We start from the raw sequence: 23,857 nt of genomic DNA on the forward strand, positions 1-23,857 counted from the left end.
TTTGAGTTCGATTGAGTGACCACGGATCATAATGCTTTTTTAACTTCTTTTGGTTGATAGATGAATTGCTTATTTTAATTATAAATAATTAAGATTAGATAGGTTTTAGGTAACTGTTTAATAACCCTCTGCTACTGAGAGGTTTTTATATATAATGGTTCAAAACCCACTTTATTCCTTACCGTGATCGTGTTTGCTCATACGCAATAGCCACTATATTGGGTCAAACTGCCTTCTGAGACACCATTATGAAATCGTTAACCGTTATCTGTTTAGCTACCACAACCATGCTATTTACAGGCTGTCAATCATTTCAATTCGTTGAAAGTCCCATTCCTGTCAAAAATCTCCCTGCTACCACCATCGTGGTTCAAAGTGGCACTCCATAAAATAAGAAAAACAAAAAAGGCAGATATCGGTTTGATATCTGCCCTCTAACTTCTATAAAACATTGTTAATGACTTAATAACAGCAACTGAATCATAGGCTACGTTAGCTTTTTGAAGCGGCTGGCTGATGCTTAATAATGGTTTTGGCCAAATGATCACCAAACCAAATGGCCGTATCGATATCACCAGACCCAGGTGTTTCTTCAGGTGGCCCATCAAGTGACTGGGTCATTAAGCCCAAAAAGCTAGATAGACGGTTCAAATCATGTTCCTCATGACCTGTTGGCATCAGTGGTAAGCCAATCCAGTTCATGCCATGCTGCATAGCATATAGAGCAATCTGCTGTAATACCGCCAGTTTGTCACCGCTTAATCCACCTGAATTGGCAAAAGCGGCGGCCCACTTACCTTCCCATTTACGGTGATACCAGCGCTTTGAAGTCTCATCCATAAAAGTCTTAAATTCAGCCGTCACGCTACCCATATATACAGCACTGCCGAACACCAACAAATCGGCCTGATCGAGATAGTCCCAATCGACATCATGGACATCCACGGCTTTAGCTTGGGTTTCTGGCAGTTGCTGGTGTGCACCTTTGACTATTGCTTCGGCAACGCGCTTAGTATGACCATAGTTACTGTGGAAAATAACAGCAATCGATACATTGGGCACGTGGTCAGTGGTTGTGGACGTGAAAGACGGCTCGGTAGATTTATTCATACAAACTCTAATAATGGCTATAAATGATGGGATAAAAATAATACAAATGAATGGGCGAAGTCAGTTAGACAGGCTCAGCGTTTGCCTAAAACCTCTACACAACACATCGCATACTCTCATACAGAAGCAGCGCGTGCAATAACCAGCGCCATACGCCCCGTAGCAGGCTGCTGTAAGTGTGTCTGACGCCGATAGGAGTAATAACGGTCATCGGCATAACTACAGTGTATAAGTGACTCATGAGCTAACCTCACACCAGCGCTACTTAACTGATCTGCTGCCAACTTTGGTAAATTCAGCTTAATTTTTTTTGCGGCGCTTGTCGCGTGAATTGTCGCTTTATCAACTGTCTCAGGTAAATGCGGCGCCTTGCTACCATTCTTGCTGACATCATCCGAATGGATAGCATATCGCTGATCAAAACTATCAATGCTCGCTTTAGTCAGTGATGTATTTTCTATGCACCCTTTTAGTAGCTGATCGCGCACCTGAACACCAACTTCATAGTTATCCTGACTAATGCAAACGCCAATCCAAGCCTTGATCTCCCCAGACTCCTTAAAGCGTTTTACCGTTGCTGGAATAATTCCAGCAGCCAGCCCCTGCCAGCCTGCATGAATCGCTGCAATCTGTCCACTCGTAGGTTGATACAAGACAATGGGGACACAGTCCGCTGTCATAATCGCCAGTCCAAGACCTGTCTGTTGACTGATCATCGCATCTGCGGCCACTGGCTGCATACTGAGGGCAGTGGCATCGACATCATGGATTTGCTTACCATGAATCTGATTGACCCAGTGTAAGCGTTTGATAGGTATGTCTTGGAAGCGCTGCGATGATAGGGTGAAAAACTGCTCATTAATGGCAGCCAATAGGCGCATGCGATTGTCCAGCACCTTTGTTGCCTCATCACTAACATGCAACCCTAAGTTCAGCTCACCATAATTGGCGCCATTGTGCGGCTCTAACTGCTGATTTTTTAAGTCAAAATCGCTAGCACTCACAGTCTCAACATTAGTAAAAGCGGCCGTCTGAAAAACAGCCACATCATCAATTTGCGTGAGCAATGTTATTGGAAGTTTATTTATCATGCCAATTTACCACTTAGTGAGTCGTCTTTGTCTCATTGACAGCTGTCTACTGCTTTTCCTATCCGTGACGAGAGCTTTTACCGTACGGTTAAAGATGGCTACTCGTCATCATAGCCATCGCTAAGCACTGCTATTAATTGCAGCATATCTTCAGGGAGGGGCGTTGTCACTTCAATATCCTCACCTGTCGTCGGATGAACAAAGCCTAGGGTATAAGCGTGCAAGGCTTGACGGGGAAAGTTACTAATCGCTTGACGCTGCGCTTCTGTCAGACCTGCACGCAATTGGCGACGGCCACCATAGACACGGTCACCTACTATCGGATAAGTTACATGACTCAAATGCACACGAATCTGATGGGTACGCCCAGTCTCAAGTCCTACGTCTAATAGACAGTAGTTTTCGTTCAGAGGTGTGACGTTTAATAAATGCGTGACGGCCTCACGTCCTGCCGTCATTACGGTCATTTTGGTACGCTGATTGCGATGTCGACCAATCGGTGCATCAATGCGGCGATGACGTAATAAGCTTGCTGCATCCCCTGCCACCACACACTGGTAATGGCGATAGACTGACTTGTCTTTTAGCTGCTCCATCAGTGCCATTTGAGCAGGCTTGGTTTTACCAATCAGTAGTAGCCCTGAGGTGTCTTTGTCAATACGGTGCACCAGCCCTGCACGCGGCAAATGATGCTGCTGTGGATAGTGATACAGTAACGCATTGACCAAGGTGCCCGTCTGATTACCAGCGCCAGGATGTACGACCATACCAACAGGTTTATTAATCACCAATACATCATCATCTTCATAGACGACGTCGATATCTATATCTTCTGGCTGATCTTCGCTATGCTGCTCCAGCGTGGTCGATAGATGCAACACATCGTCTGCCTTGACGCGGACCTTAGGTCTTTGCACACTACCGTTATAGAGTAAACTGCCATCACTGATCCAGCCTTGTAGCTGTACACGCGAAAAGTCTGTAAACACCTGCGACGCTACCTTATCAATACGCAGACCTGACTGATCTTCTGTGACAGTGTGCGTCATATCCACAATCACCGGCACTGCTTGACCGGCTACTGTGGTCTCGTCATCATCGCTATCATCAACGTCTTCATTAATGTCATCGCTACCCTCTTCGAGCACGTCGTCATCATCGAGCACCTCATCTTGCCTTTGCTCATCAAGCGCTGTCTGATTATCGTCAGGTAACTCACTATTCTTTAAAACATCATTTGGCATTGGTGACTCTTGTGCTGATGAATCAATATCTAATGATTGATTCGGTGGTAAATGGGTAGTTATAGCATTATTATTCATAGCTAGATATATACATAAAAAAGCCCCTGAAATCGTTTGGTCAGGCAACTTTTGAGAAAATGGTTAAAGAAACTGTCATCGCAACTTTATAAAAAACACACTGCCCTTCGCGGCTTAATGGCACATGATAAACATAATCGTTGCCAAAAAAAGTGGAGCCAGTCCTGCGATAGTGTACCATGCTGAGCGCTTAAGCCCTATAGAAGCTGTGTGTTATCTGTCATTTTTTGATGATAACGTCATGTCTCAAACACTCATGGCTAAAATGACTAACTCTCTAAAATATGACATTGCTGTAATTTACTGTATATTTATCAGTGGCAATGACATTCGACATCGCTCATGATAGTCGCCCATGTTAAAATACCAAACGTAAATGAAATATGACTATCACGTAGCTTGCAAGCAGTAGTCTGTCGAGGCAAAAAATAGACGAAACAAACGTTATTCTATAAAGTTTCGCCATATTTTGCTGTATGCTATGGCATTGTATTTTTAAAACAACTGTATTTTAACGTTAGCTGTGGTGATGTGGTATTGACCCAAGGCCCGAGTAACATGAACGGGGGCAAAACCTCATTAGATAAAAATCACGTTGATGTCGCGTCCGCTTCATGATGAACGTACTCAATAATAGACAGTTAATTGATACCATAAGCATCGTTTTTTATTATTAACCTTTTATATAGCATAGTAGCGCTGCTGCTATTGTGCGTCTTGTGTCGGAGAAGAAGTATGCAAGCTGTTGGCAATACGTTTATCAAACTGTCCTCAATAACCCTACTAGCGCTAAGCGTCAATCTCGTGGGCTGTCAGACTTTTAAAAATTTAACCGGCGGTGCAGACGTCGATGCGGTAGAGACGGCCGAAAAGTCAGAGCAAGGTTATTATAACGATGCGATCGCCCAGATTGATAAAGGTCGCTATACCCAAGCCATCGAAGATCTGACCAATCTACGCACTTTCTACCCTACTGGACAATATGCCGAACAGGCGTTGCTTGATATAATGTATGCCCAATATGAAAGTGGTAAGTATGAAATGGCAGCGGCCAGCGCTGAGCAGTTCATCAATCTCTACCCTTCTAATCCACAAGTCAGCTATGCCTACTATGTGCGCGGCGTGGCCAATATGCAAGGCTCATCAGAGGGCCTAAAACTGTTTAAGCTAAACCAAGCTGAGCGTGATACAGCGTACTTACGCATTGCCTTTGCAAACTTCCAAGAGCTTATCAACAAATACCCTAATAGCCCTTACACACCAGATGCCGCTCAGCGCATGACCTTTATTTACAATCAGTTTGCTGAAAGTGAGATGAGCGCTGCCAATTGGTATATTGAGCGCGAAGCTTACGTGGCCGCTGTCAATCGTGCCAAATGGGTGTTTCAGTACTATCCACTCAGTGAATCTATTCCTGAAGCCATCGCTGTTCTCGCTTATAGCCATGACAAATTAGGTCTGACGGACTTGGCAAATGAGTACAAAACACTATTACAAATTAACTATCCAAATTGGCTAACCAGTGACGGCCGTGTGAGATTAGAGACCAAACGTGATCGCACTTGGCTTAACAAATTGACTTTTGGTCAGCTTGGCCGCTCAAGTATGCAAGACACCTCAGTCGCAACGGGCGAGTACAATGGTGCCACCAAGACGCAGATGATTCGTAACGTCAACCAATTAAGACTGCCTAGCGACAACACTACCAATGCGCCTGCGGTCAATACCTCGGCTGTACGTAACGCCGGCATCAATGTGGGCTTAGGTCTGCCGGAAGCGTCTACAGAACGAGTCACCAGCCAATCAAGCACTGGCTCTACTGCTCGAGAAGCGACCGTTGATCCGCAAAACATGAATCCTACGCGCCGTACAACGCTACCTGAAACGAATACGGATACAGATGTGGGTGATGAGGACTAGTTAAATCAGATTAAGTGACTTTTTTTGATTTTATACCGTCGATTGCACATCATAAATAATAAGGTCAACGCTCTGTTGGCCTTATTTTTCTGTTTTTACTCTACAATGAATTCAAAGTAAAAGAATGATGTAAAAAAGCACGGTACTGTCTATGCCCCAACATAATTGACCTATGGTAAACTGTTTTTTGTATGAGCATTCCTAATCATATCCTCGAGCAACTAAATAGCCAAGCTGATTTAATCAGCATTATTGGGCGACATACCACGCTTAAACGGGCGGGGAGTGAATTTAAGGGCTGCTGCCCTTTCCATGGGGAAAAATCGCCGTCTTTTTATGTCAATCCACAAAAAAATATCTACCATTGCTTTGGCTGTAGTGTCGGTGGCAACGCCATCAGCTTTTTGCGTGACTATGAAAACTTAACGTTCATCGAGGCGGTCAATGAGCTGTCAAAGCAGACTGGTATTGAGGTACCACAAGAAGAGCGACAAAATGTCAGTTATCAGCGTAGCGCCCCTAAACCCATTGTCCCACCTGTGCCTAGCCCAGCTATAGCTCAAGACAACGTCAATCAAAGCAGTGTCAATCAAGACAAGGTTAATCAAAGCAATATTGACCAAACTCCTCAAGCGTATGCAGACGCCCCTGCCTACAACGATAATGCAAGCTATGGGGAGTATCCACCGCTAGATAACTACGCCTCTGCGCCTTACCCCCCTGATACTTATGATGCAGACTATCAAAGCGGTAGTGACCACCACAGCGATAATGGGTATCCGCCACCATGGCTAACCGACACCAATGGAATGAGTGACCCACATGGTGTGAGTAGCCAGTCTGAAGAAGACGGCAACCTGTATGAGCTATTGGCGCAAATACAGCAGTTTTATCAGCACAATCTCACAACCCACCCTCATGCCAAGCATTATTTTTTATCGCGCGGTATTACCGAGGAGATTTTTGAGACTTTTGGTTTGGGTTATGCACCGTTTGGTTGGCAGCATCTTGAGCATCAGTTTCCGCAAGATATCGCGGGACTAAAGGCACTCGGTTTAGTGCGCCAATCAGAGTCTGGGCGAGACTATGATTTACTGCGTGATCGCGTCATTTTTCCTATTCGAGATAACCAAGGCCGTACTATTGGTTTCGGTGGTCGTGCGCTCGATGACGAGGTAAAGCCCAAATACATCAACTCCTCAGACTCGCCAGTTTTTCATAAGCAGCATGTGCTGTACGGTTATTATGAGTCGCGCCAGCAGCGTGCCGATAGCTGGCTTGTGGTCGAAGGCTATATGGATGTCATCGCCCTTTATCAAGCCGGCGTTTATGGCGCTGTCGCCTCTATGGGTACAGCGATTAATGAAAGTCAGATATCACGGCTATTAACGCTAAACCCTACTTTGACATTGAGTTTCGATGGCGATAGTGCGGGACAAAAAGCCGCTTGGCGTACGCTTGAGGTGGCCCTGCCTGTGCTGGCGGATGATAAAGAATTGCGGTTTTTAACCTTACCCAATAATCATGACCCTGATACTTTTATCAAAAGTCAGGGCGGCGATGCCATGCGCGAGCAAATCGCTAATGCCATGCCGTTGTCCCAGTACATTTTTGCCTATCTAAGTGAGCGTTATGATTTGACCTTGGCAGAAGGCAAAGCCAAGCTGATGTCGCAAGTGCGCGCCTTAACCACCGCCTTACCCAAAGGCAGTAGTTTTCGTTATTTGCTCAACAATGACATTTATCAAAAGCTTGGCGGCAAGCGCAGTCAAAACGTCGAGGCCAAAGATGCACTGTTAGATTTTGACGGTGACATGACCATCAGTCAGCAACTGCAACTTTGTTTTTTATTCCAGCCGCGCGCCCTCACCGAGGACCCGATTGAGTCTATTTGGCGACAGGCAGGTATCCATGATTTACACCTGCCTGCCCATATTAAACAAAAAGCGGCGCCCGACATCCTACGTCCACTTGCTTGGGAGGATCTGCAAGACACCGCCTTACTTGACATCGTCAGCACCATCAAACGTTGTCTTAACTATTTGCCAAAAGACGCCAATGCGTCCGCGCATTTTGTCTTATCGAATGTAAAGCCGCTTACCCAACAGATGCTTAGCCGTAGCTGGGGCGGATTTTATAAAACCTTGACGGCAAGAAATGTTTTAAGCTTGGATGAGCTCATTGAAAACTTAGTGATGCAGCTACTTAAACTACATTTGCAAAAAAAGATGCAAGAGCTGATAAAAAATCCCGATCATATTAAGCTGGCGATTGTCCGTAAGCAGTCGCAGTTATTAAATGACTGGTTACGCGCCCAGCAAGCCGAGCAGTCAGCACAAATGGTCACCGTTCAATCTTAGGTCTTACGCTTAATTTTTATTTCTCAAACGGTCGCCCTTTAAAAGTGTCAATGCTGCCCCCACTACTAGTGATTATACCCAGTAGTCATGGCCCCATTTAAAAGCGTGCCAAACAGGCAACTGATCGTAAATAAACCGCAAAAAACGGTCGGTAGCTATCACTACCTCGTGCTTGATTACGGTGGTCTGTGTTAAACTGTGTCGCTGTGTATTGACAGCACTGCTTAACGACGGTAAGCAGGCAGCATTAAGCGCAAGTTTTGGGTGTTATTTTTAAGTATCAGTTTTTAGATCCTATGATTTTTTAGATATTGTTATTTTGAAGACTTTTTAGCTTTTCTAATTTTTAGCTGTTTTTTAGCATTGTTATTGTAGTGTTTTGAGCCTTTATTCATATCAACTCATTTTTGATATTATTGACAACCTCTACGCCCCATTTTGATCAATCGATTGATAAGATCAACGCAGCCAGCAAGCGATAGCGAGTCACAATATAAAAATGTCCGATGCAAGTAAGCGAGTATTTATGAACGATAAGTCAGTTTCTAAGTCCACATCTCAACTGGCCACCTTAATCCAAATGGGTAAAGAGCAAGGGTATCTTACCTATGCTGAGGTGAATGACCAACTGCCCGACTCTATTACCGAAAGCGATCAGATCGAAGATATTGTGCAAATGCTGACGGATGTTGGTATTAAAATCTTTGAATCTGCTCCCGATGCCGATGACATCTTGATGAACGATGATTCAAGTGATGATGACATGGCAGCGGACGAGGCGGCAGCCGTTTTGGCGTCTGTTGAGACTGAGCCGGGTCGCACCACCGATCCTGTCCGTATGTATATGCGTGAAATGGGTACGGTTGACCTACTTACCCGTGAAGGTGAGATCGCCATTGCCAAGCGTATCGAAGAAGGTATTCGTGACGTGCAGCACGCCATGGCCTACTGGCCAGGTACGGTGCAGTTCGTCCTTGATGAGTATCAAAAAGTACAAGAGGGCGAAAAGAAACTTTCTGACGTCATCACAGGCTTTTTAGACCCTGAAACCGAAGAAGACAAGATTGCCGCGCAAGAAGCCAAAGAAGCGGCGAAAGAAGAGCGCGAGCGGATCAAAGAAGAGAAAGAAAACCCGCCTGTCATCAAAGCAAAAACCAATGCCAAAGCGGCCGTGCTTGACGATGATGACGAAGATGACGACGACGTTGAAGAAGAAGCCGAAGAAGAAACCAGCGGCCTTGATGCAGAAGAAGTGCGTTTGCGTTTAGAAGAAATCGAGAACCTATTTATCAAAGCCAAACAAGCCTTGCTAGATTATGGCCGTGGTAGCGTACAAGCTGACGACGCTTACGCCCTACTCGCAGAACGCTTTATGATGCTAAAGCTAAACAACCGCTTGTCTGACCAAGTAATGGCCATCATGCATGATGTCTATGATGATGTGCGTAAGCAAGAGCGTCAAATCATGCGTTTGGTCATTCGCCGTGGTCGCATGCCGCGCGAAGAGTTTCGTAAGACCTTCCCAAGTAACGAAACCAACGTTGATTGGCTCATTGAGCGCATCAAGGGTAAGCCCGCTTTTGCTGGTACACTAGAAAAAGTCACCGATGATGTTATTTTGCTACAACGCAGAATTCGTGATTACGAGCAACAGCTCGACATGAAAATCCACGACATGAAAGATGTGGCACGCCGTATGGCGGTTGGTGAAGCAAAAGCCCGCCGCGCGAAAAAAGAAATGGTTGAAGCCAACTTGCGTTTGGTGATCTCTATCGCCAAGAAATATACCAACCGTGGTCTACAGTTCTTAGATTTGATCCAAGAAGGTAATATTGGCCTGATGAAGGCGGTCGATAAGTTTGAATATCGCCGTGGTTATAAGTTCTCAACCTATGCCACGTGGTGGATTCGTCAGGCAATCACCCGCTCTATCGCTGACCAAGCCCGCACTATCCGTATTCCTGTGCATATGATTGAGACCATCAATAAGATAAACCGTGTCTCACGTCAGTTGCTACAAGAAATGGGACGCGAGCCAACCCCTGAGGAATTAGGCGAACGCTTAGAGATGGACGAAGTCAAAGTCCGTAAAGTGTTAAAAATTGCCAAAGAGCCTATCTCAATGGAGACACCAATTGGTGATGATGAAGACTCACATCTAGGCGATTTTATCGAAGACTCGACTATCTCAAGTCCTGTCGATGACGCAACGTCTGCTGGTCTACGCGAAGCCACGCGTGATGTGCTAGGTAACCTCACTGAGCGTGAAGCGCGTGTGCTAAAAATGCGCTTTGGTATCGACATGCCAACTGACCACACCCTAGAAGAAGTCGGTAAGCAGTTTGATGTAACGCGTGAGCGTATTCGTCAGATTGAAGCAAAGGCACTACGTAAATTACGTCATCCTTCACGCTCTGAGCATCTGCGCTCTTTCTTAGAGAATGACTAAATTTACTGGTCAGTTCTAAGCCTATAGAATGGGTTTTAAATACTAGACAGTAAACCCCATAAAAAAGCTGAGCCTGTCTCAGCTTTTTTTATGTCAACGACGCTTCTACTTTTAGACAATTACTTTTAAAATACAATCGTTTTTCACCCATAGTAATCTATAACAAATAGTAGTCACTAACAAATTGATGGCAGCTTAAGCTTTATAGGTTTTGACTGTCTCTTGGAAACCTACTATACACTTAACAGCGCATATATGTACTCCATCGCTAGGAAACTGACATGATTGTCCGGCAAAAACCCCATCCTTTTAAAATATTTTTCACATTCCGTGGCTCAATCATTCCAAAAATCTATCCACAAGTTTTGCTGATTACCCTGCTCAGTACTTTAATTACGATTATTCAGCACTGGATTCCCAACTCTTTCCCCTACTATGGTACGGCGACTTTTACTTTATTAGGGATCGCCCTTTCGTTGTTTCTCGGGTTTCGTAACAACGCGAGCTATCAGCGTTGGTGGGAGGCGCGCAGCTTATGGGGACAGCTGGTTTATGAGTGTCGCAGCCTAACCCGCCAAATGCTCTCTTTTATAGATGACGAGTCCGATAATGGACAGCGTACCCAGCAACGTATGGTGTACCTGACCATCGCCTTTACACACGCTGTGCGCCATCGCCTTCGTGATACTGAGCCTTGGCAAGACATCGAGCGTTTTGTTGACCCAAAGCATCATGCCAGCATGCGCCAATCGCATAACGTACCCAACTATCTGATGCGTATGATGGGTAAAGAGCTTGGAGAGATTCGACGTCAAGGGCTAGTGTCAGATCACATAATCCAGAATATGGACGAGCGCCTGACCTCTATGACGATTGTTTTGGCGGCCTGCGAACGTATTCATAACACGCCGCTGCCTTTTGCTTATATGCTATTGGTGCATCGCACAACCTACTTGTATTGCATCATGTTGCCTTTTGGCTTGGTGGCATCCCTAGGTTGGGCAACGCCTTTGATTTGTGCTGTGATTGCTTATACTTTTTTTGGTTTAGATGCCCTCAGTGAGGAGCTTGAAGAGCCTTTTGGCTTGGCTGCTAATAAACTGCCCCTGACTGCATTGTCACGCACGATCGAAATCAACTTATTAGAAGCGCTGGGAGAAACGGACATTCCGCCTGATATCGCGCCTATCAATGGTTATTTGCCATAATCGATTGACTTGATAGGGTTGGTCCTACATAAAAGAAAAGACACCCTCCCATTCTTGTCAACAATCTATTGCCATAGCCCTCACGGCCCTTGAATAATCGCCCATATGCCACTATAAACAGTGAATAAAGTGACTACCCTTAACAAAGATACTCGTCCAGAATTAAGTCCGTCCATTAAAGACTGAGCACGGCAGCGATTCTTAGTTGGGTTAAGCCCACTATTTCCATATTTAATATTTTCATAAAAATGAGGCACGCATCATGAGTGATGATCCAAAAGACAACAGCCAAAATCCAGTAAATAAAAAATCGGTCAACGTGACCGAACTGACCCCCAATGCAAGCGCGTTACGAGGCAAAAAGACCGACATTCAAAACCCTGAGCTTTGGGATTTCCCAATGAACTATCCGCTAAGCATCATTGGTCACGAAGGCGAGCATGACAACTTGCTCAATGAAGTGAAGCTTATCTTGGGTAGTCAGTTCCCAGATTTTGACTTGGCTTCCATCGAAGTCAAACCGTCTAGAACGGGCCGTTTTCACTCAGCACGTGTCAATTTATACCTCACCACTGCCGATCAGGTGAACACGCTTTATGCATCGCTTGATAATGCCAAAACCGTCCGCATGGTGGTTTAAATAAATAATGGTTTTTAAAAAATAACCAGCCCCTTTTTCGTCCAAATCGTCACTCGCTAGTAATAACATACGGGTGGCGATTTTTTGTGGTTTGCTGTACAATCTGCGCCCGCATTGTTACTCCGGCGACCTGTGTTATTAGCCAACAATAACTGAGAGAATAAAAACAAATCGTCACGATATTTTTACAAAAAATTTATTATTTGAGTCAATCGCGCCTAACCCTTGCCCCATCGTCCTTTGCCAAAATATGGGCCGTCTACAACCTCGCAGCAACATAGTTTTGGTCTAAAATCAATATAGCATTTTCAAAATTTTCCCGCTATATTGTGCCTACCTACTAACAAACACGCTATATGTAGTACTCAGTGATTTTAATCATTATTATGAGTAGCGGTCGCTTTTTGCCTAAAGAAAATCATCTACCGCAGCAGAACGTACTAGCGTTATAAAGCATGCCTGCCAATTATGAACCGTGCAGCATCATTATAAGCAATCCAATTAAGAGGACAACATGACACATATTGATAACATCCAAGTGACCAAACGTGATGGACGTTTAGAGCCTATTGATTTAGACAAAATTCACAAGGTAATAGCGTGGGCAGCTCACGGCTTGGACAACGTATCTGTGTCTCAAGTTGAGCTAAAGTCTCACATCCAGTTTTATGAAGGCATCAAGACTCGTGACATTCACGAAACCATCATCAAATCTGCCGCCGACCTAATCTCTGAAACCACGCCTGATTATCAATATCTGGCTGCGCGTTTGGCCATCTTCCATCTACGTAAGATTGCTTATAACAAATTTACCCCGCCGCACCTATATGACCATGTCAAAACTTTGACTGACGCTGGCAAATACGATCAGCACATCCTAGCTGACTATAGCCGTGCTGAATTTGATGAGTTAGAAGAGTATCTTGATCACTGGCGCGATATGAACCTTGCTTATGCCGCTGTTGAGCAAATGGCTGGTAAGTACTTGGTACAGGATCGTGTGAGCAAGACTGTCTATGAGAGCCCGCAGTTCTTGTATATGCTGGTCGGTATGTGCTTGTTTAGCCAATACGACAAGTCAGACCGTCTTGATTTCGTCAAACGCTTCTATGATGCGACTTCAGAATTCAAAATCTCACTACCAACGCCTATCATGTCAGGTGTGCGTACGCCATCGCGCCAGTTTAGCTCGTGCGTATTGATCGAATGTGGTGATAGCCTAGACTCTATCAACGCGACCACCAGCGCCATCGTACGCTATGTGTCACAGCGTGCTGGTATCGGCATCAACGCAGGTCGTATTCGCGCCCTTGGTAGCCCTATCCGTGGCGGCGAAGCGCAGCATACTGGCTGTATCCCATTCTACAAATTGTTCCAAACGGCAGTGAAATGCTGCTCGCAAGGCGGCGTCCGTGGCGGTGCTGCGACTCTATTTTACCCACTATGGCATTTAGAAGTTGAGTCATTACTGGTACTGAAAAACAACCGCGGCGTCGAAGACAACCGTGTCCGTCATATGGATTACGGCGTACAGTTAAACAAGACAATGTACACGCGCCTAATCAAAGGCCAAGACATCTCGCTATTCTCACCAGGCGATACGCCAGGCTTGTATGATGCGTTCTTTGAAGATCAAGACAAGTTCGAAGAGCTATATACCAAGTACGAAAATGACCCTGCTATTCGTAGCCGCCAAATCCCAGCAGCAGATTTGTTCAGCCTGATGATGCAAGAGCGTGCTAGTACTGGTCGTATCTATATCCAAAACGTCGATCATTGCAATACCCATAGCCCATTTGACGCGACGGTTGCTCCGATTCGCCAGTCAAACCTATGTATGGAAATCGCACTACCAACCAAGCCACTGGATAACATCAATGACGAAGAAGGCGAAATCGCCCTTTGTACGCTATCAGCGGTCAACTTGGGTAAAGTCGAAAATGTCAGCGACATCGAAGAGCCAGCTGAGCTAATCGTGCGTGCGCTTGACGCCCTGCTCGACTACCAAGACTATCCAGTAAAAGCCGCTCAAAACGGTAGCATGCGTCGCCGTACGCTAGGTGTGGGCGTGATTAACTATGCTTATTACCTTGCTAAGAATGGCGCACGCTACTCAGATGACAGCGCGCTTGGTCTGACGCATCAAACGTTTGAAGCATTGCAATTCTATCTCTTGAAAGCGTCAAACAAATTGGCAAAAGAGCAAGGCGCGTGCCCTGCATTCAATGAAACCACGTACTCGCAAGGCATCTTGCCAATTGATACGTACAAAGCCGACTTGGATAAAATCTGCCAAGAGCCGCTACATCTCGATTGGGAAACGCTACGCGGCGAGATCACTGAGCACGGTCTACGCAACTCTACCCTAACTGCCTTGATGCCGTCTGAGACCTCTAGTCAGATCGCCAACGCGACCAACGGTATCGAGCCACCACGTGGTCTGGTCTCTATCAAAGCGTCAAAAGATGGTATCTTAAAGCAAGTCGTGCCTGAGATTGACAAGCTAAAAGATCAGTACGAGCTACTATGGCAAATGCCAAACAATGACGGTTACCTAAAGCTGGTCGCTATCATGCAAAAATTCGTCGATCAAAGTATCTCTGCCAATACCAATTACGATCCCGTTCGTTATGCTGGTGGCCGTGTACCGATGAAGATATTGCTAAAAGACTTGCTAAACGCTTATAAAATGGGTGTGAAGACGTTGTACTACCATAACACGCGTGATGGTGCGAACGATGCCCAAGCGGATATGGAAGATGATTGTGCTGGTGGAGCTTGTAAGATTTAGGACTGCAAGAGGAATTCTTTAAATAGAATTTCTGACGGATGGCGGGTTTGGCTTTTGGGTTAAGTCCGCTGTTACTAATTCAATTTTCACCTCACGTACTACAAAAGGATTTGAAAGGTCATGATTAAAAAACAAACTTTAGTTAAAAAATTAGTAGAAGAAATAGAAAATAACAACCTAGCTATTTTTGCAGGTGCTGGATTATCTGTTGGTGCTGGATTTGTTGACTGGAGAAACTTACTAAGAGATTTAGCAGATGAAATTGGCTTAGACGTCGATAAAGAATACGATTTAATTTCTTTAGCTCAGTATCATACTAACGAAAAAGGAGGTAACCGTTCTGAAATTAACAAACTTATCCTTAACGAGTTCTCTCATAATAAAAACATCACAGAGAATCATAAAATACTTGCTAGATTACCGATAGATACTTATTGGACAACTAATTATGATTCATTAATTGAAAAATCATTAAAAGAATCTGGAAAAATAGTAGATATAAAACACAACGTAAATCAACTACCTATTTCTATAAGAAATAGAGATGCTGTACTCTATAAAATGCATGGTGATTATACAGATTCAACCAATGCAGTTTTAATAAAAGATGACTATGAAAAGTATCATCTAAATAGAGGGGAGTTCTTCACAGCCCTTAGAGGCGACTTAATTACTAAGAGATTTCTATTTTTAGGATTAAGCTTTTCTGATCCAAATATTGATTATATCTTAAGCCGTATTCGATCATCTTATAATGAAAACCAACCACAACATTACTGTATTTTAAAGAATACTAATAAACTAAAAGATGAGCAACAAGCAGATTTTGATTATAGAAAACGAAAACAAGAGTTGTTTATTGGAGACCTAAAACGTGTAGGAATACAAACTGTACTAGTAGATGATTATCAAGAGATTACTGAAATACTATTAGAAGTCGATAAATCGCAAAAACGAAAAACCATTTTTATTTCTGGCGCTGCCGAAGATTATGCTCCTTACTCTCAAAAAGAAGTAGAAAGTTTCGTTTCTTCTCTCACGCAGGAAATCCTTAAACTTGGCTATAGAGTTGTAACTGGTTTTGGACTTGGTATTGGTAGCTCTGTAATCTCTGGTGCAGTGAAGCATTTATTAGAGAATCGTTTAAAAATAAATGAAGATCATCTAATCCTTCGACCCTTTCCTCAAAATGAAGAAGGGAAGCAGTTATGGACACTATATCGAAAAGACATGATCAGTTATGCTGGTATTTCAATATTCCTTTTTGGTAATAAAATTGACTCTGAAGGTAAAGTGATAGATTCAAATGGTATGCAGGAAGAGTTTGATATTTCGAAAACCAATGGCAATACTTTGCTTCCAGTCGGGGGAACAGGTTTCATGTCGAGAAATCTATGGGAAAATGTGTCAGATAACAAAGATAATCATCAAACAATAGATATAAATAGTCTTGCACCTTCAATCACTGATCTAGAGACTATTAAAAACAATATTCTGACTATTTTAAAAGGAATAAAATAATGACTAGAAAAGTTTTTTATAGTTTCCATTATAAAACCGATGTCACAAGAGTACAAATGGTTAGGAATATTGGCGTACTTGACAAAAACCCTCTTGTTGCTCCTAATAAGTGGGAAGAATTAAAAAGAAAAGGTGATAAAGCTGTCAAAGACTGGATTGATAGTAATCTCAAAGGTAAGAGCTGTCTAATTGTTTTGATAGGTGAGGATACAGCAAATAGTAAGTGGGTAGATTATGAAATTCGACAAGCGTGGGATAGTGGTAAAGCTGTTGTTGGAATATACATTCATAACTTAAAAGACTTGAATGGTAATAGAGCTAATAAAGGACAAAGTCCTTTCGATAATATTGATCTTAAGAATGGAAATAAACTTTCAAGTTATATTACTTGCCATAGCCCTTCATTTACTAATACATATCAAGATATTGCCAATAATTTGGAGGACTGGATTGAAGAGGCTATTACTTCAAGATAATTAATTTTTTCTATAACAACTATGAGAGAAATACTATGTATAGAAGTATAGAAGTCACAGACTTTCATCTTTTTAATCCACCTGAAAATATTAATGATTTTGATGTAACGTTATATAAATCTCGAAAAAAAGAAGCTTTAAATGATTTAAAGGATTATTTACTAATTGATGGTAGTAGTTTAGATGGTAGTGAAATACAAAAATATTTATTCCCTGATGATGACGTTGATATATTTTTATCTCACTCGCATAGCGATGCTGATAAAGCTATAAGACTAGCAATTGCTTTGGAAAGGAAAGGTTTGAAGGTTTTCATTGATTCATGTATTTGGGGCAATGCGTTTGATTTATTAAAAGTTATAGATGACCAGTATTGTCGTAATTTCGACGATAGTATGTATGATTATAATAAGAGAAATCATTCAACATCTCATGCATATATGATGCTGAATACCGCTTTACATAAAATGATAGATAGATGTGAGATTTTCCTATTCTTAGGTACACCGAACTCTATATCAGTAAAAAATGGTATTGAAAATCAAGAATCGTTAAAATCACCATGGATTTTTTCGGAGCTTGCTTTTATACAACATGTTCGTAGAAAGAGTTCGTTAAAATCTACATCTCTAACAGAAAGTTTAGAAAGCAGAGAAAAAATGGCAATGGACTCGCTAGAAGTTCATTACGATAAACCTAGACTAGATTATAAAATTGAAAGTTATGTGTTGGAAAATCTATTAGCAGGATACTACTCCGGAAGTAAACTGGCATTGCAACATTTATATAATCACTTAAGTAGCAGATTTAATTAGAAAGACCATCAATACTATAACGAGGTCGTTTAGCCGCGACTATAGCGTATCCTGCTGACGACGATGGCGATGCAGTCCGTGACTGGACGTAGTATCGAGACAACAGGAATGCGGCCAGACACGATAGGCTGCACGCCAGCGGCAAGGCAGATACAAGCGGTAGGCGGGATTGGCTAACCCAATATTTAAATTTAATATAGTAGTAATTAAGACCTAATTTTCGTGCTAAAATTAGCCCTATATTTAGAGCTTAATTTTAACGGAGAATGCGTCATGCAACCAATATTTGCGACACAAACAGCCAGTATCTCAGAGCTAAAAAACAATCCTTCTGCATTGATCAAGCAGTCAGATGGTGAGTCGATTGCGATTTTGAACCACAACAAACCCGTGGCTTACTTGGTCTCATCAGACGTGTTTGAGCGCATGATGGAAGCGATGGACGATATGGCACTCAGCCAAACCGTAAACGCACGGATGAATGATGGGCAAACGCCTATCAAGGTCACGTTAGATGACTTATAGTCTTGAGTTTCACCCGTTAGCATTAAAAGAATGGAAAAAGATAGCGCCAAGTATCCAGCAGCAGTTTAAGAAAAAATTACAGCAGCGACTCTCAAATCCTCATGTGCCTGCGTCAAAACTCTCTGGACACACTGATACTTATAAAATTAAATTACGCACCATAGGCTATCGTCTGGTATATACCGTCAAAGATGACGTGGTGGTGGTTTATGTATTGGCAGTTGGTAAAAGAGAAAACAACAAGGTATATGACAGTCTGGCGACGCGTCAGCCATAATCAAAACCTAGACAAAACTAAAACGACGGAGGTCATGTGCAATATACCGCAATCATCAAAGACGGTGGTTTGTTTATCCCAAACGTATTTTCAGACCTAAACGATGGTGGCTCGCATATCGTACAAGTCGAGGTTGATATTGCAGAGGTGCGTGAGCAGTTAGACGCAAATGCTGACGCTAAGACAGACGCCGCAAAATCAGCTAAGAAGCCGCTAAAAAGACAGCCAAAAAAAGACACACAGAAGCTGTCCGCTAAACAAACGCCCAAGCCATCATCCAAGCAATCCCCAGACGTGGATTTGGATACGCTACGCCAGAGTGCTGTTGACGAGCTAGAGGGATTGGACGATAGTGAGCTGAGCGAAATTTTTAAAGCCTATATGAACGATGGACAAGCACCAACCCAGATATCACTAGAGAACCTCTAATCTAAAAAGCTATCAACCAAAAATTTGTAATATAATCACATCAAATCCATTTAAATCAATAACTGTAACAATGATAAAGGCAGTCCCATGACTTACTCGATTTTTTCTCAAACGCCAAACAATGCGCTAAAAGAGCCGATGTTCTTTGGTCAGCCCGTCAACGTGGCGCGCTATGACCAACAAAAGCACCCGATCTTTGAGCAATTGATTGAAAAGCAGCTGTCGTTTTTTTGGCGTCCAGAAGAAGTCGATGTGTCGCGCGACCGTATCGACTTTAGCAACCTGTCATCGCACGAGCAGCATATATTTTTGAGCAATCTTAAATACCAGACCCTACTCGACTCGATCCAAGGTCGTAGTCCCAACGTGGTGCTACTGCCGCTCGTGTCTATTCCTGAGCTTGAGACGTGGATTGAGACGTGGTCTTTTAGCGAGACCATTCACTCGCGCAGTTATACCCATATCATTCGTAATATCGTCAATGACCCCAATATTATCTTTGATGACATCATGCAAAACGAACACATTCTAGAGCGTGCCTCTGATATCGCTCAGTACTATGACGAGCTGTACCGTAACTCGCAGCTATATAGCTTGTACGGTGCGGGCACGCACAACATCAATGGCGAGCAAGTCACCGTCGATCTAAAGTCTCTGAAAAAACAGATGTATCTGTGCATCATGGCGGTCAACGTTTTAGAAGCCATCCGTTTTTATGTGTCGTTTGCTTGCTCGTTTGCCTTTGCCGAGCGTAAGCTGATGGAAGGCAATGCTAAGATCATCAAACTCATCGCGCGTGACGAAGCGCTGCATTTGACAGGCACGCAGCATATGCTGAATCTTATGCGCAACGGCCGTGACGATCCTGAGATGGTTGAGATTGCCAATGAGTGCTACGGAGAAAGTATTGAGATCTTCCGTAAGGCCGCCGAGCAAGAAAAAGAATGGGCAGGTTATCTATTCAAAGACGGCTCGATGATTGGTCTAAACAAAGACATTCTGTGCCAGTACATCGAATACATCACCAACTTGCGTATGGAAGCAGTTGGCTTGCCAGCGGCATTCCCGAACTCAAAATCAAACCCGATTCCGTGGATCAATACCTGGTTGTCGTCTGATAACGTGCAAGTGGCGCCGCAAGAGACAGAGATTAGCTCATACTTGGTGGGTCAGATTGACTCTGATTTATCAGACAGCGACTTTGATGACTTTGAATTATAAGAGCTTTGAATTATAAGAGCTTTGAATTATAAGAGCATAGGATTAACACTATGACTTGGGTAATGACCAGTAAAAAGCAATTTTACTTGCACGATGATGAAAGTCTGCTCGATGGGCTACTACGCACAGGCCACGAGGTCAATTATCAATGCCGCGAGGGCTACTGCGGTAGTTGCCGTGTCAAGCGTATTGCCAGCTCACACACCATTGATTATCCATTTGCGCCACTTGCCATGATTGAAGAAGATGAGATCCTTCCTTGCTGTTGCCGCGTGCGAGGGGTGATTTACATCAATCATGAGCCAATCATAAAATAAGGCTAAAAACAAAAGCGCGTTATCTCTTAGATAACGCGCTTTTTTCTTGTCTATAAAACGCTCAGCGTCCCTATTTATTAAAACAGTCCTTATAAGGGTGCGCCATTTCTTTCAAATAACTGTAGTAGCTCTTCGCGCATACGGTCACGCTCTGCTTCTGACATCATAGGCACCTCTTGTCTCTGATCTTGTAGATTTGGTTGACCTACGCCCCCAAGCGTTTCGTCATGAATCACCACTGGCCGCTCAACAGGCTCTTGCTCTGGTCGCTCTTCTAACAAAATAGTGACCTGCTTATTTTTACCATTACGCAATACCTGAGCATCAAGTTCAGTATCTGGTGATTTACGAGCAACGTATTGGATTAGCGTATTGGCATCCGTCATCTCAACACCATCAATAGTCAAAATGATATCGCCAACTCTCAGACCACTTTTGGCAGCAGGGCCTTGCTCAATCACGTGTAGCACCTCTACACCCGTTGACGTTTCAAGTTGTGTCGGATCGCGCAATTGTGACTGTATCTCGATACCCAACCAACCACGACTGACTCGGCCATCTTCAATTAAGGCGTTCATCACTTGTTCAACCAGTGCCGTTGGAATGGCAAAACCAATACCCATCGAGCCACCAGAGCGTGAGAATATGACGGTATTAATGCCGACCAATTCACCACGAGCATCAACCAGCGCCCCACCCGAATTACCTGGGTTAATCGCCGCATCGGTTTGAATGAAATCCTCAAACTTATTGACACCAAGTCCCGTACGCCCAGTCGCCGAGATAATACCTTGGGTCACCGTTTGACCCACACCGAAAGGATTACCAATCGCTAGGGCCAAATCACCCACACGAATAGGATTTTCACGGAAACCCAGCGGCGTTAGCCCCGTCATATCGACTTTGATGACGGCCAAATCACTATCAGGATCGGTACCAATAATACTGGCCCGGCTTTTACGGCCATCATTAAAGGCGACGGTAATCTCATCTGCCTTTTCGATGACATGAGCGTTGGTCACGATATACCCATCCTCTGACACAATCACACCAGAGCCTAAGTTAGTATTGCCCTGCTCTTGTGACGGACCACCATGAAATTCAAAAAAACGGCGTAAAACCGGATCATCCATATAAGGGTGCTCTGCCATCGTTTGCGTGGTATAGATATTCACGACCGACTGCGACGCACGGGCGACCGCATTATGATAAGAAGAGATAGGCGCTGGCGTATCAGCCACAGGCTTCGATGCTTGCTGTTCAGCAGTCGAGGTCCTCGGCGGCTCCCACGTGGCCTCCGATGTCGTCTTCATACTCGTAAACAACCAGATAAATGCTGCAACCAGTATCAGCAATAAAATCCAAGGTAACCATTTTAATAAAGACGCCTTGTTGCTGGTGTTCCGAGATGACGACATATAAAACCTCTATAAATTTGAGACAAACAGACGAAGATAAAGACGGCAAACAGCGTGTTATTGACTAAATATAACGCAACCAGTCTAACACTTAACTAAATACCTACGGTTTACCGATTTGACAGGCTCGCGCTCTTAAATTATAACGCCCCGCACGGCTAAGTGGTAACGTATCGTGTACCATTTCAGTTATTCGCTTTCTCTCCTCTTTTACAGCACCATGTTAAAATAGCGCTATAAAGACCATTCATTATGAGCAACCATCTATAATTTTTGATGTTTGCTCCAGTACCATCACAACAAGAACATAACGACAAAAAAAGGGAAAACCATGAGCGCCACTCGTATTTTAACCGAATCCACCCCTTCTACCATTAGCGTACAAGAATTAACGCGATTTTGCGACGATTACTTATCGGCTGATGCTTTTAGAGACTACGCGCCAAATGGTTTACAAGTCGATGGTGGACGCGCTATTCAGCGTATCGTCACTGGTGTCACTGCTTGTGAAGCGTTGATTGACGCGGCCATTGCCGACAAAGCAGACGCCATTATGGTGCATCATGGTTATTTTTGGAAAGGCGAACCTGCGCCCATCACCGGCATGAAAGGCCGGCGTATACGCAAACTCATGCAGCACGGTATCTCTATGATTGGCTACCACCTACCGCTTGATGCCCATCCGCTGATCGGTAACAATGCCAAACTGGCCGACATGCTAGGCATGACCATCACGGGTGCCCTATATCCTAATGAGGCGCATCCTGTTGGTAACATAGCCACTTGCCCACCGCAGAGCGCTCAAAATCTCATTGCCCACATCACCCAGGCCCTAGGACGTGTACCACTACATATTTCTGCTAACGATAGCGCCCACAACAGTACAGACGCTAACATGGAGCATAACAGACTGATCGAACGTGTGGGTATTTGTACTGGCGGGGCCCAAGACATGATTGAGCAAGCCGCATTGATGGGCTGTGATGCGTTTATCTCGGGTGAGATATCTGAGCGTACCACTCATATTGCACGAGAGCTTGGCATTGATTATTTTGCTTGTGGGCACCATGCAACAGAACGGGGCGGTATAAAGGCGCTAGGAGATCTTATTGCCCAGCAGTTTGGGTTGCCAGTGACTTTCATTGATATTGACAACCCCGCCTAACAGGACTCCCCCACACCGCTATTTTTGCCTTTATTGTTTAGATATTTACGCCAAACTTATTTAGTTTATTACCTATATTAGACAACTTTGACTGGTTTTTGCCATTTCTACTTATTAATAATAGCGCTATTTTTAACCGTCTATAGTGCTATTGTTAAGTTTTATCGCTAATTTCTTAACCACACTTGAATAATCTAGGGAGTATCCGCATATTATTACCTGAAGAAAGAAAGAATGTCTTGTCATGAGACTTCCCATTTATTACAGCCTCCGGTTATGGCGCTTAAATGATGGTAAATATCCAAAACGCCTTGTTTTAAAAGGTACAAGAGATTTTGGATTGTCTGCCAAATAGTGTGTTGTGTTTGCACAATATGTGGTTAATAGCATAGTACACCTTCGTTTTAGTGGCTCAATAACGGTATTGCATCACTTGATTGATAGCTTATTTTATAAGCATTTTTTCACTATCAAACAAGATTCCTTGCCTGCCCTTATTGCGGAACAATGCAGTGTTAGTACCTGTTTATTCAGTTATAAATGAATGAGTCGGCAGGTACTGACGTTAGCGTAGTAATGATTGAACGACTGTCTAACGAGTATGAATAAAAAATTACTGTGTCGCTCAATTTATCTACGGCTTTGTTTTGTTAACTTATTCATGACCTTACCTGTGTTTAATCTGACGTTGTTTTACTATTAGCAGTATCTACCATCGATGAAGGAATCATCTGATTTATACCCTTCGCGTTGTTTTGCACCCAAATTTTGGTATTGGTGCTTTGAGAGCCGTATTTTCGCC

Annotated in this window: 19 protein-coding genes; 15 read left to right on the forward strand and 4 right to left on the reverse strand. The window is 43.6% G+C overall.

What is annotated here, in order from left to right:
- Positions 1-492: 492 nt before the first annotated feature.
- The 3 genes from DVY93_RS05650 to DVY93_RS05660 form a co-directional block, all read right to left on the reverse strand.
- The gene (locus tag DVY93_RS05650; protein ID WP_193004811.1) at positions 493-1,110 is read right to left on the reverse strand and encodes a flavodoxin family protein; all 618 of its coding nucleotides are present in this window, start codon (positions 1,108-1,110) and stop codon (positions 493-495) included.
- Positions 1,111-1,226: 116 nt separating this feature from the next.
- Positions 1,227-2,201 (reverse strand): polyphenol oxidase family protein, encoded by a 975-nt coding sequence (locus DVY93_RS05655; RefSeq protein ID WP_193004812.1) that lies wholly within the window; start codon positions 2,199-2,201, stop codon positions 1,227-1,229.
- Positions 2,202-2,299: 98 nt separating this feature from the next.
- The gene (locus DVY93_RS05660) at positions 2,300-3,523 is read right to left on the reverse strand and encodes an RluA family pseudouridine synthase (protein ID WP_404671871.1); all 1,224 of its coding nucleotides are present in this window, start codon (positions 3,521-3,523) and stop codon (positions 2,300-2,302) included.
- A 735-nt stretch (positions 3,524-4,258) separates the two neighbouring features.
- Here DVY93_RS05660 and DVY93_RS05665 point away from each other — a divergent pair.
- The 14 genes from DVY93_RS05665 to yfaE all read left to right on the forward strand — a co-directional run bounded on the left by DVY93_RS05665 (position 4,259) and on the right by yfaE (position 20,472).
- Positions 4,259-5,443: an outer membrane protein assembly factor BamD gene (locus DVY93_RS05665; protein ID WP_198334711.1), complete on the forward strand. Its 1,185-nt coding sequence runs from the start codon at positions 4,259-4,261 to the stop codon at positions 5,441-5,443.
- A 191-nt stretch (positions 5,444-5,634) separates the two neighbouring features.
- Positions 5,635-7,803, forward strand: coding sequence for a DNA primase (locus DVY93_RS05670; protein ID WP_230709688.1), 2,169 nt, complete (start codon positions 5,635-5,637; stop codon positions 7,801-7,803).
- 526 nt (positions 7,804-8,329) lie between these two features.
- The gene (gene rpoD, locus DVY93_RS05675) at positions 8,330-10,252 is read left to right on the forward strand and encodes an RNA polymerase sigma factor RpoD (protein ID WP_193004815.1); all 1,923 of its coding nucleotides are present in this window, start codon (positions 8,330-8,332) and stop codon (positions 10,250-10,252) included.
- 281 nt (positions 10,253-10,533) lie between these two features.
- Entirely contained in the window at positions 10,534-11,460 is a 927-nt protein-coding gene (locus DVY93_RS05680; RefSeq protein WP_230709689.1) for a bestrophin family protein, read from the forward strand.
- Between the two features lie 262 nt (positions 11,461-11,722).
- A complete protein-coding gene (locus DVY93_RS05685; RefSeq protein WP_193004817.1) occupies positions 11,723-12,100 on the forward strand; it encodes a YbeD family protein in 378 nt (125 codons plus the stop codon).
- 514 nt (positions 12,101-12,614) lie between these two features.
- Positions 12,615-14,891 (forward strand): class 1a ribonucleoside-diphosphate reductase subunit alpha, encoded by a 2,277-nt coding sequence (gene nrdA, locus DVY93_RS05690; protein WP_230709690.1) that lies wholly within the window; start codon positions 12,615-12,617, stop codon positions 14,889-14,891.
- A 120-nt stretch (positions 14,892-15,011) separates the two neighbouring features.
- Positions 15,012-16,412 (forward strand): SIR2 family protein, encoded by a 1,401-nt coding sequence (locus tag DVY93_RS05695; protein WP_230709691.1) that lies wholly within the window; start codon positions 15,012-15,014, stop codon positions 16,410-16,412.
- Positions 16,412-16,888, forward strand: a complete 477-nt coding sequence (locus tag DVY93_RS05700; protein ID WP_230709692.1) for a TIR domain-containing protein — start codon at positions 16,412-16,414, stop codon at positions 16,886-16,888. Before DVY93_RS05695 ends, DVY93_RS05700 begins: the two co-directional genes overlap by 1 nt.
- A gap of 35 nt (positions 16,889-16,923) precedes the next feature.
- Complete coding sequence (locus DVY93_RS05705) at positions 16,924-17,703, forward strand: toll/interleukin-1 receptor domain-containing protein (RefSeq protein WP_230709694.1); 780 nt, start codon at positions 16,924-16,926, stop codon at positions 17,701-17,703.
- Positions 17,704-17,976: 273 nt separating this feature from the next.
- Positions 17,977-18,228 (forward strand): type II toxin-antitoxin system Phd/YefM family antitoxin, encoded by a 252-nt coding sequence (locus DVY93_RS05710; RefSeq protein ID WP_075102948.1) that lies wholly within the window; start codon positions 17,977-17,979, stop codon positions 18,226-18,228.
- Positions 18,218-18,505, forward strand: a complete 288-nt coding sequence (locus tag DVY93_RS05715; RefSeq protein WP_071001399.1) for a type II toxin-antitoxin system RelE family toxin — start codon at positions 18,218-18,220, stop codon at positions 18,503-18,505. Before DVY93_RS05710 ends, DVY93_RS05715 begins: the two co-directional genes overlap by 11 nt.
- A gap of 36 nt (positions 18,506-18,541) precedes the next feature.
- Positions 18,542-18,934: a hypothetical protein gene (locus DVY93_RS05720; protein WP_230709696.1), complete on the forward strand. Its 393-nt coding sequence runs from the start codon at positions 18,542-18,544 to the stop codon at positions 18,932-18,934.
- 87 nt (positions 18,935-19,021) lie between these two features.
- On the forward strand, positions 19,022-20,155 hold the full coding sequence (gene nrdB / locus DVY93_RS05725; protein ID WP_198334704.1) for a class Ia ribonucleoside-diphosphate reductase subunit beta: 1,134 nt from the start codon (positions 19,022-19,024) through the stop codon (positions 20,153-20,155).
- A 50-nt stretch (positions 20,156-20,205) separates the two neighbouring features.
- Entirely contained in the window at positions 20,206-20,472 is a 267-nt protein-coding gene (gene yfaE, locus DVY93_RS05730; protein ID WP_198334703.1) for a class I ribonucleotide reductase maintenance protein YfaE, read from the forward strand.
- 89 nt (positions 20,473-20,561) lie between these two features.
- Here yfaE and DVY93_RS05735 read toward each other — a convergent pair whose 3' ends face one another.
- Positions 20,562-21,890: a S1C family serine protease gene (locus DVY93_RS05735; RefSeq protein ID WP_193004825.1), complete on the reverse strand. Its 1,329-nt coding sequence runs from the start codon at positions 21,888-21,890 to the stop codon at positions 20,562-20,564.
- Between the two features lie 331 nt (positions 21,891-22,221).
- Between DVY93_RS05735 and DVY93_RS05740 the strand changes: the two genes are divergently transcribed.
- Entirely contained in the window at positions 22,222-23,055 is an 834-nt protein-coding gene (locus DVY93_RS05740; RefSeq protein ID WP_193004826.1) for a Nif3-like dinuclear metal center hexameric protein, read from the forward strand.
- Positions 23,056-23,857: the final 802 nt, after the last annotated feature.

This window comes from Psychrobacter sp. CCUG 69069 (assembly GCF_021023115.1).
Classification (GTDB): Bacteria; Pseudomonadota; Gammaproteobacteria; order Pseudomonadales; family Moraxellaceae; genus Psychrobacter; species Psychrobacter namhaensis.

Coding starts and splice junctions, on each gene's coding strand:
- DVY93_RS05705 (WP_230709694.1), top strand. CDS start 16,924: ATGTATAGAAGTATAGAAGTCACAGACTTTCATCTTTTTAATCCACCT.
- DVY93_RS05700 (WP_230709692.1), top strand. CDS start 16,412: ATGACTAGAAAAGTTTTTTATAGTTTCCATTATAAAACCGATGTCACA.
- DVY93_RS05710 (WP_075102948.1), top strand. CDS start 17,977: ATGCAACCAATATTTGCGACACAAACAGCCAGTATCTCAGAGCTAAAA.
- DVY93_RS05650 (WP_193004811.1), bottom strand. CDS start 1,110: ATGAATAAATCTACCGAGCCGTCTTTCACGTCCACAACCACTGACCAC.
- DVY93_RS05685 (WP_193004817.1), top strand. CDS start 11,723: ATGAGTGATGATCCAAAAGACAACAGCCAAAATCCAGTAAATAAAAAA.
- DVY93_RS05665 (WP_198334711.1), top strand. CDS start 4,259: ATGCAAGCTGTTGGCAATACGTTTATCAAACTGTCCTCAATAACCCTA.
- DVY93_RS05715 (WP_071001399.1), top strand. CDS start 18,218: ATGACTTATAGTCTTGAGTTTCACCCGTTAGCATTAAAAGAATGGAAA.
- DVY93_RS05735 (WP_193004825.1), bottom strand. CDS start 21,890: ATGTCGTCATCTCGGAACACCAGCAACAAGGCGTCTTTATTAAAATGG.
- DVY93_RS05655 (WP_193004812.1), bottom strand. CDS start 2,201: ATGATAAATAAACTTCCAATAACATTGCTCACGCAAATTGATGATGTG.
- DVY93_RS05695 (WP_230709691.1), top strand. CDS start 15,012: ATGATTAAAAAACAAACTTTAGTTAAAAAATTAGTAGAAGAAATAGAA.
- DVY93_RS05660 (WP_404671871.1), bottom strand. CDS start 3,523: ATGAATAATAATGCTATAACTACCCATTTACCACCGAATCAATCATTA.
- yfaE (WP_198334703.1), top strand. CDS start 20,206: ATGACTTGGGTAATGACCAGTAAAAAGCAATTTTACTTGCACGATGAT.
- DVY93_RS05680 (WP_230709689.1), top strand. CDS start 10,534: ATGATTGTCCGGCAAAAACCCCATCCTTTTAAAATATTTTTCACATTC.
- DVY93_RS05740 (WP_193004826.1), top strand. CDS start 22,222: ATGAGCGCCACTCGTATTTTAACCGAATCCACCCCTTCTACCATTAGC.
- DVY93_RS05670 (WP_230709688.1), top strand. CDS start 5,635: ATGAGCATTCCTAATCATATCCTCGAGCAACTAAATAGCCAAGCTGAT.
- nrdA (WP_230709690.1), top strand. CDS start 12,615: ATGACACATATTGATAACATCCAAGTGACCAAACGTGATGGACGTTTA.
- rpoD (WP_193004815.1), top strand. CDS start 8,330: ATGAACGATAAGTCAGTTTCTAAGTCCACATCTCAACTGGCCACCTTA.
- nrdB (WP_198334704.1), top strand. CDS start 19,022: ATGACTTACTCGATTTTTTCTCAAACGCCAAACAATGCGCTAAAAGAG.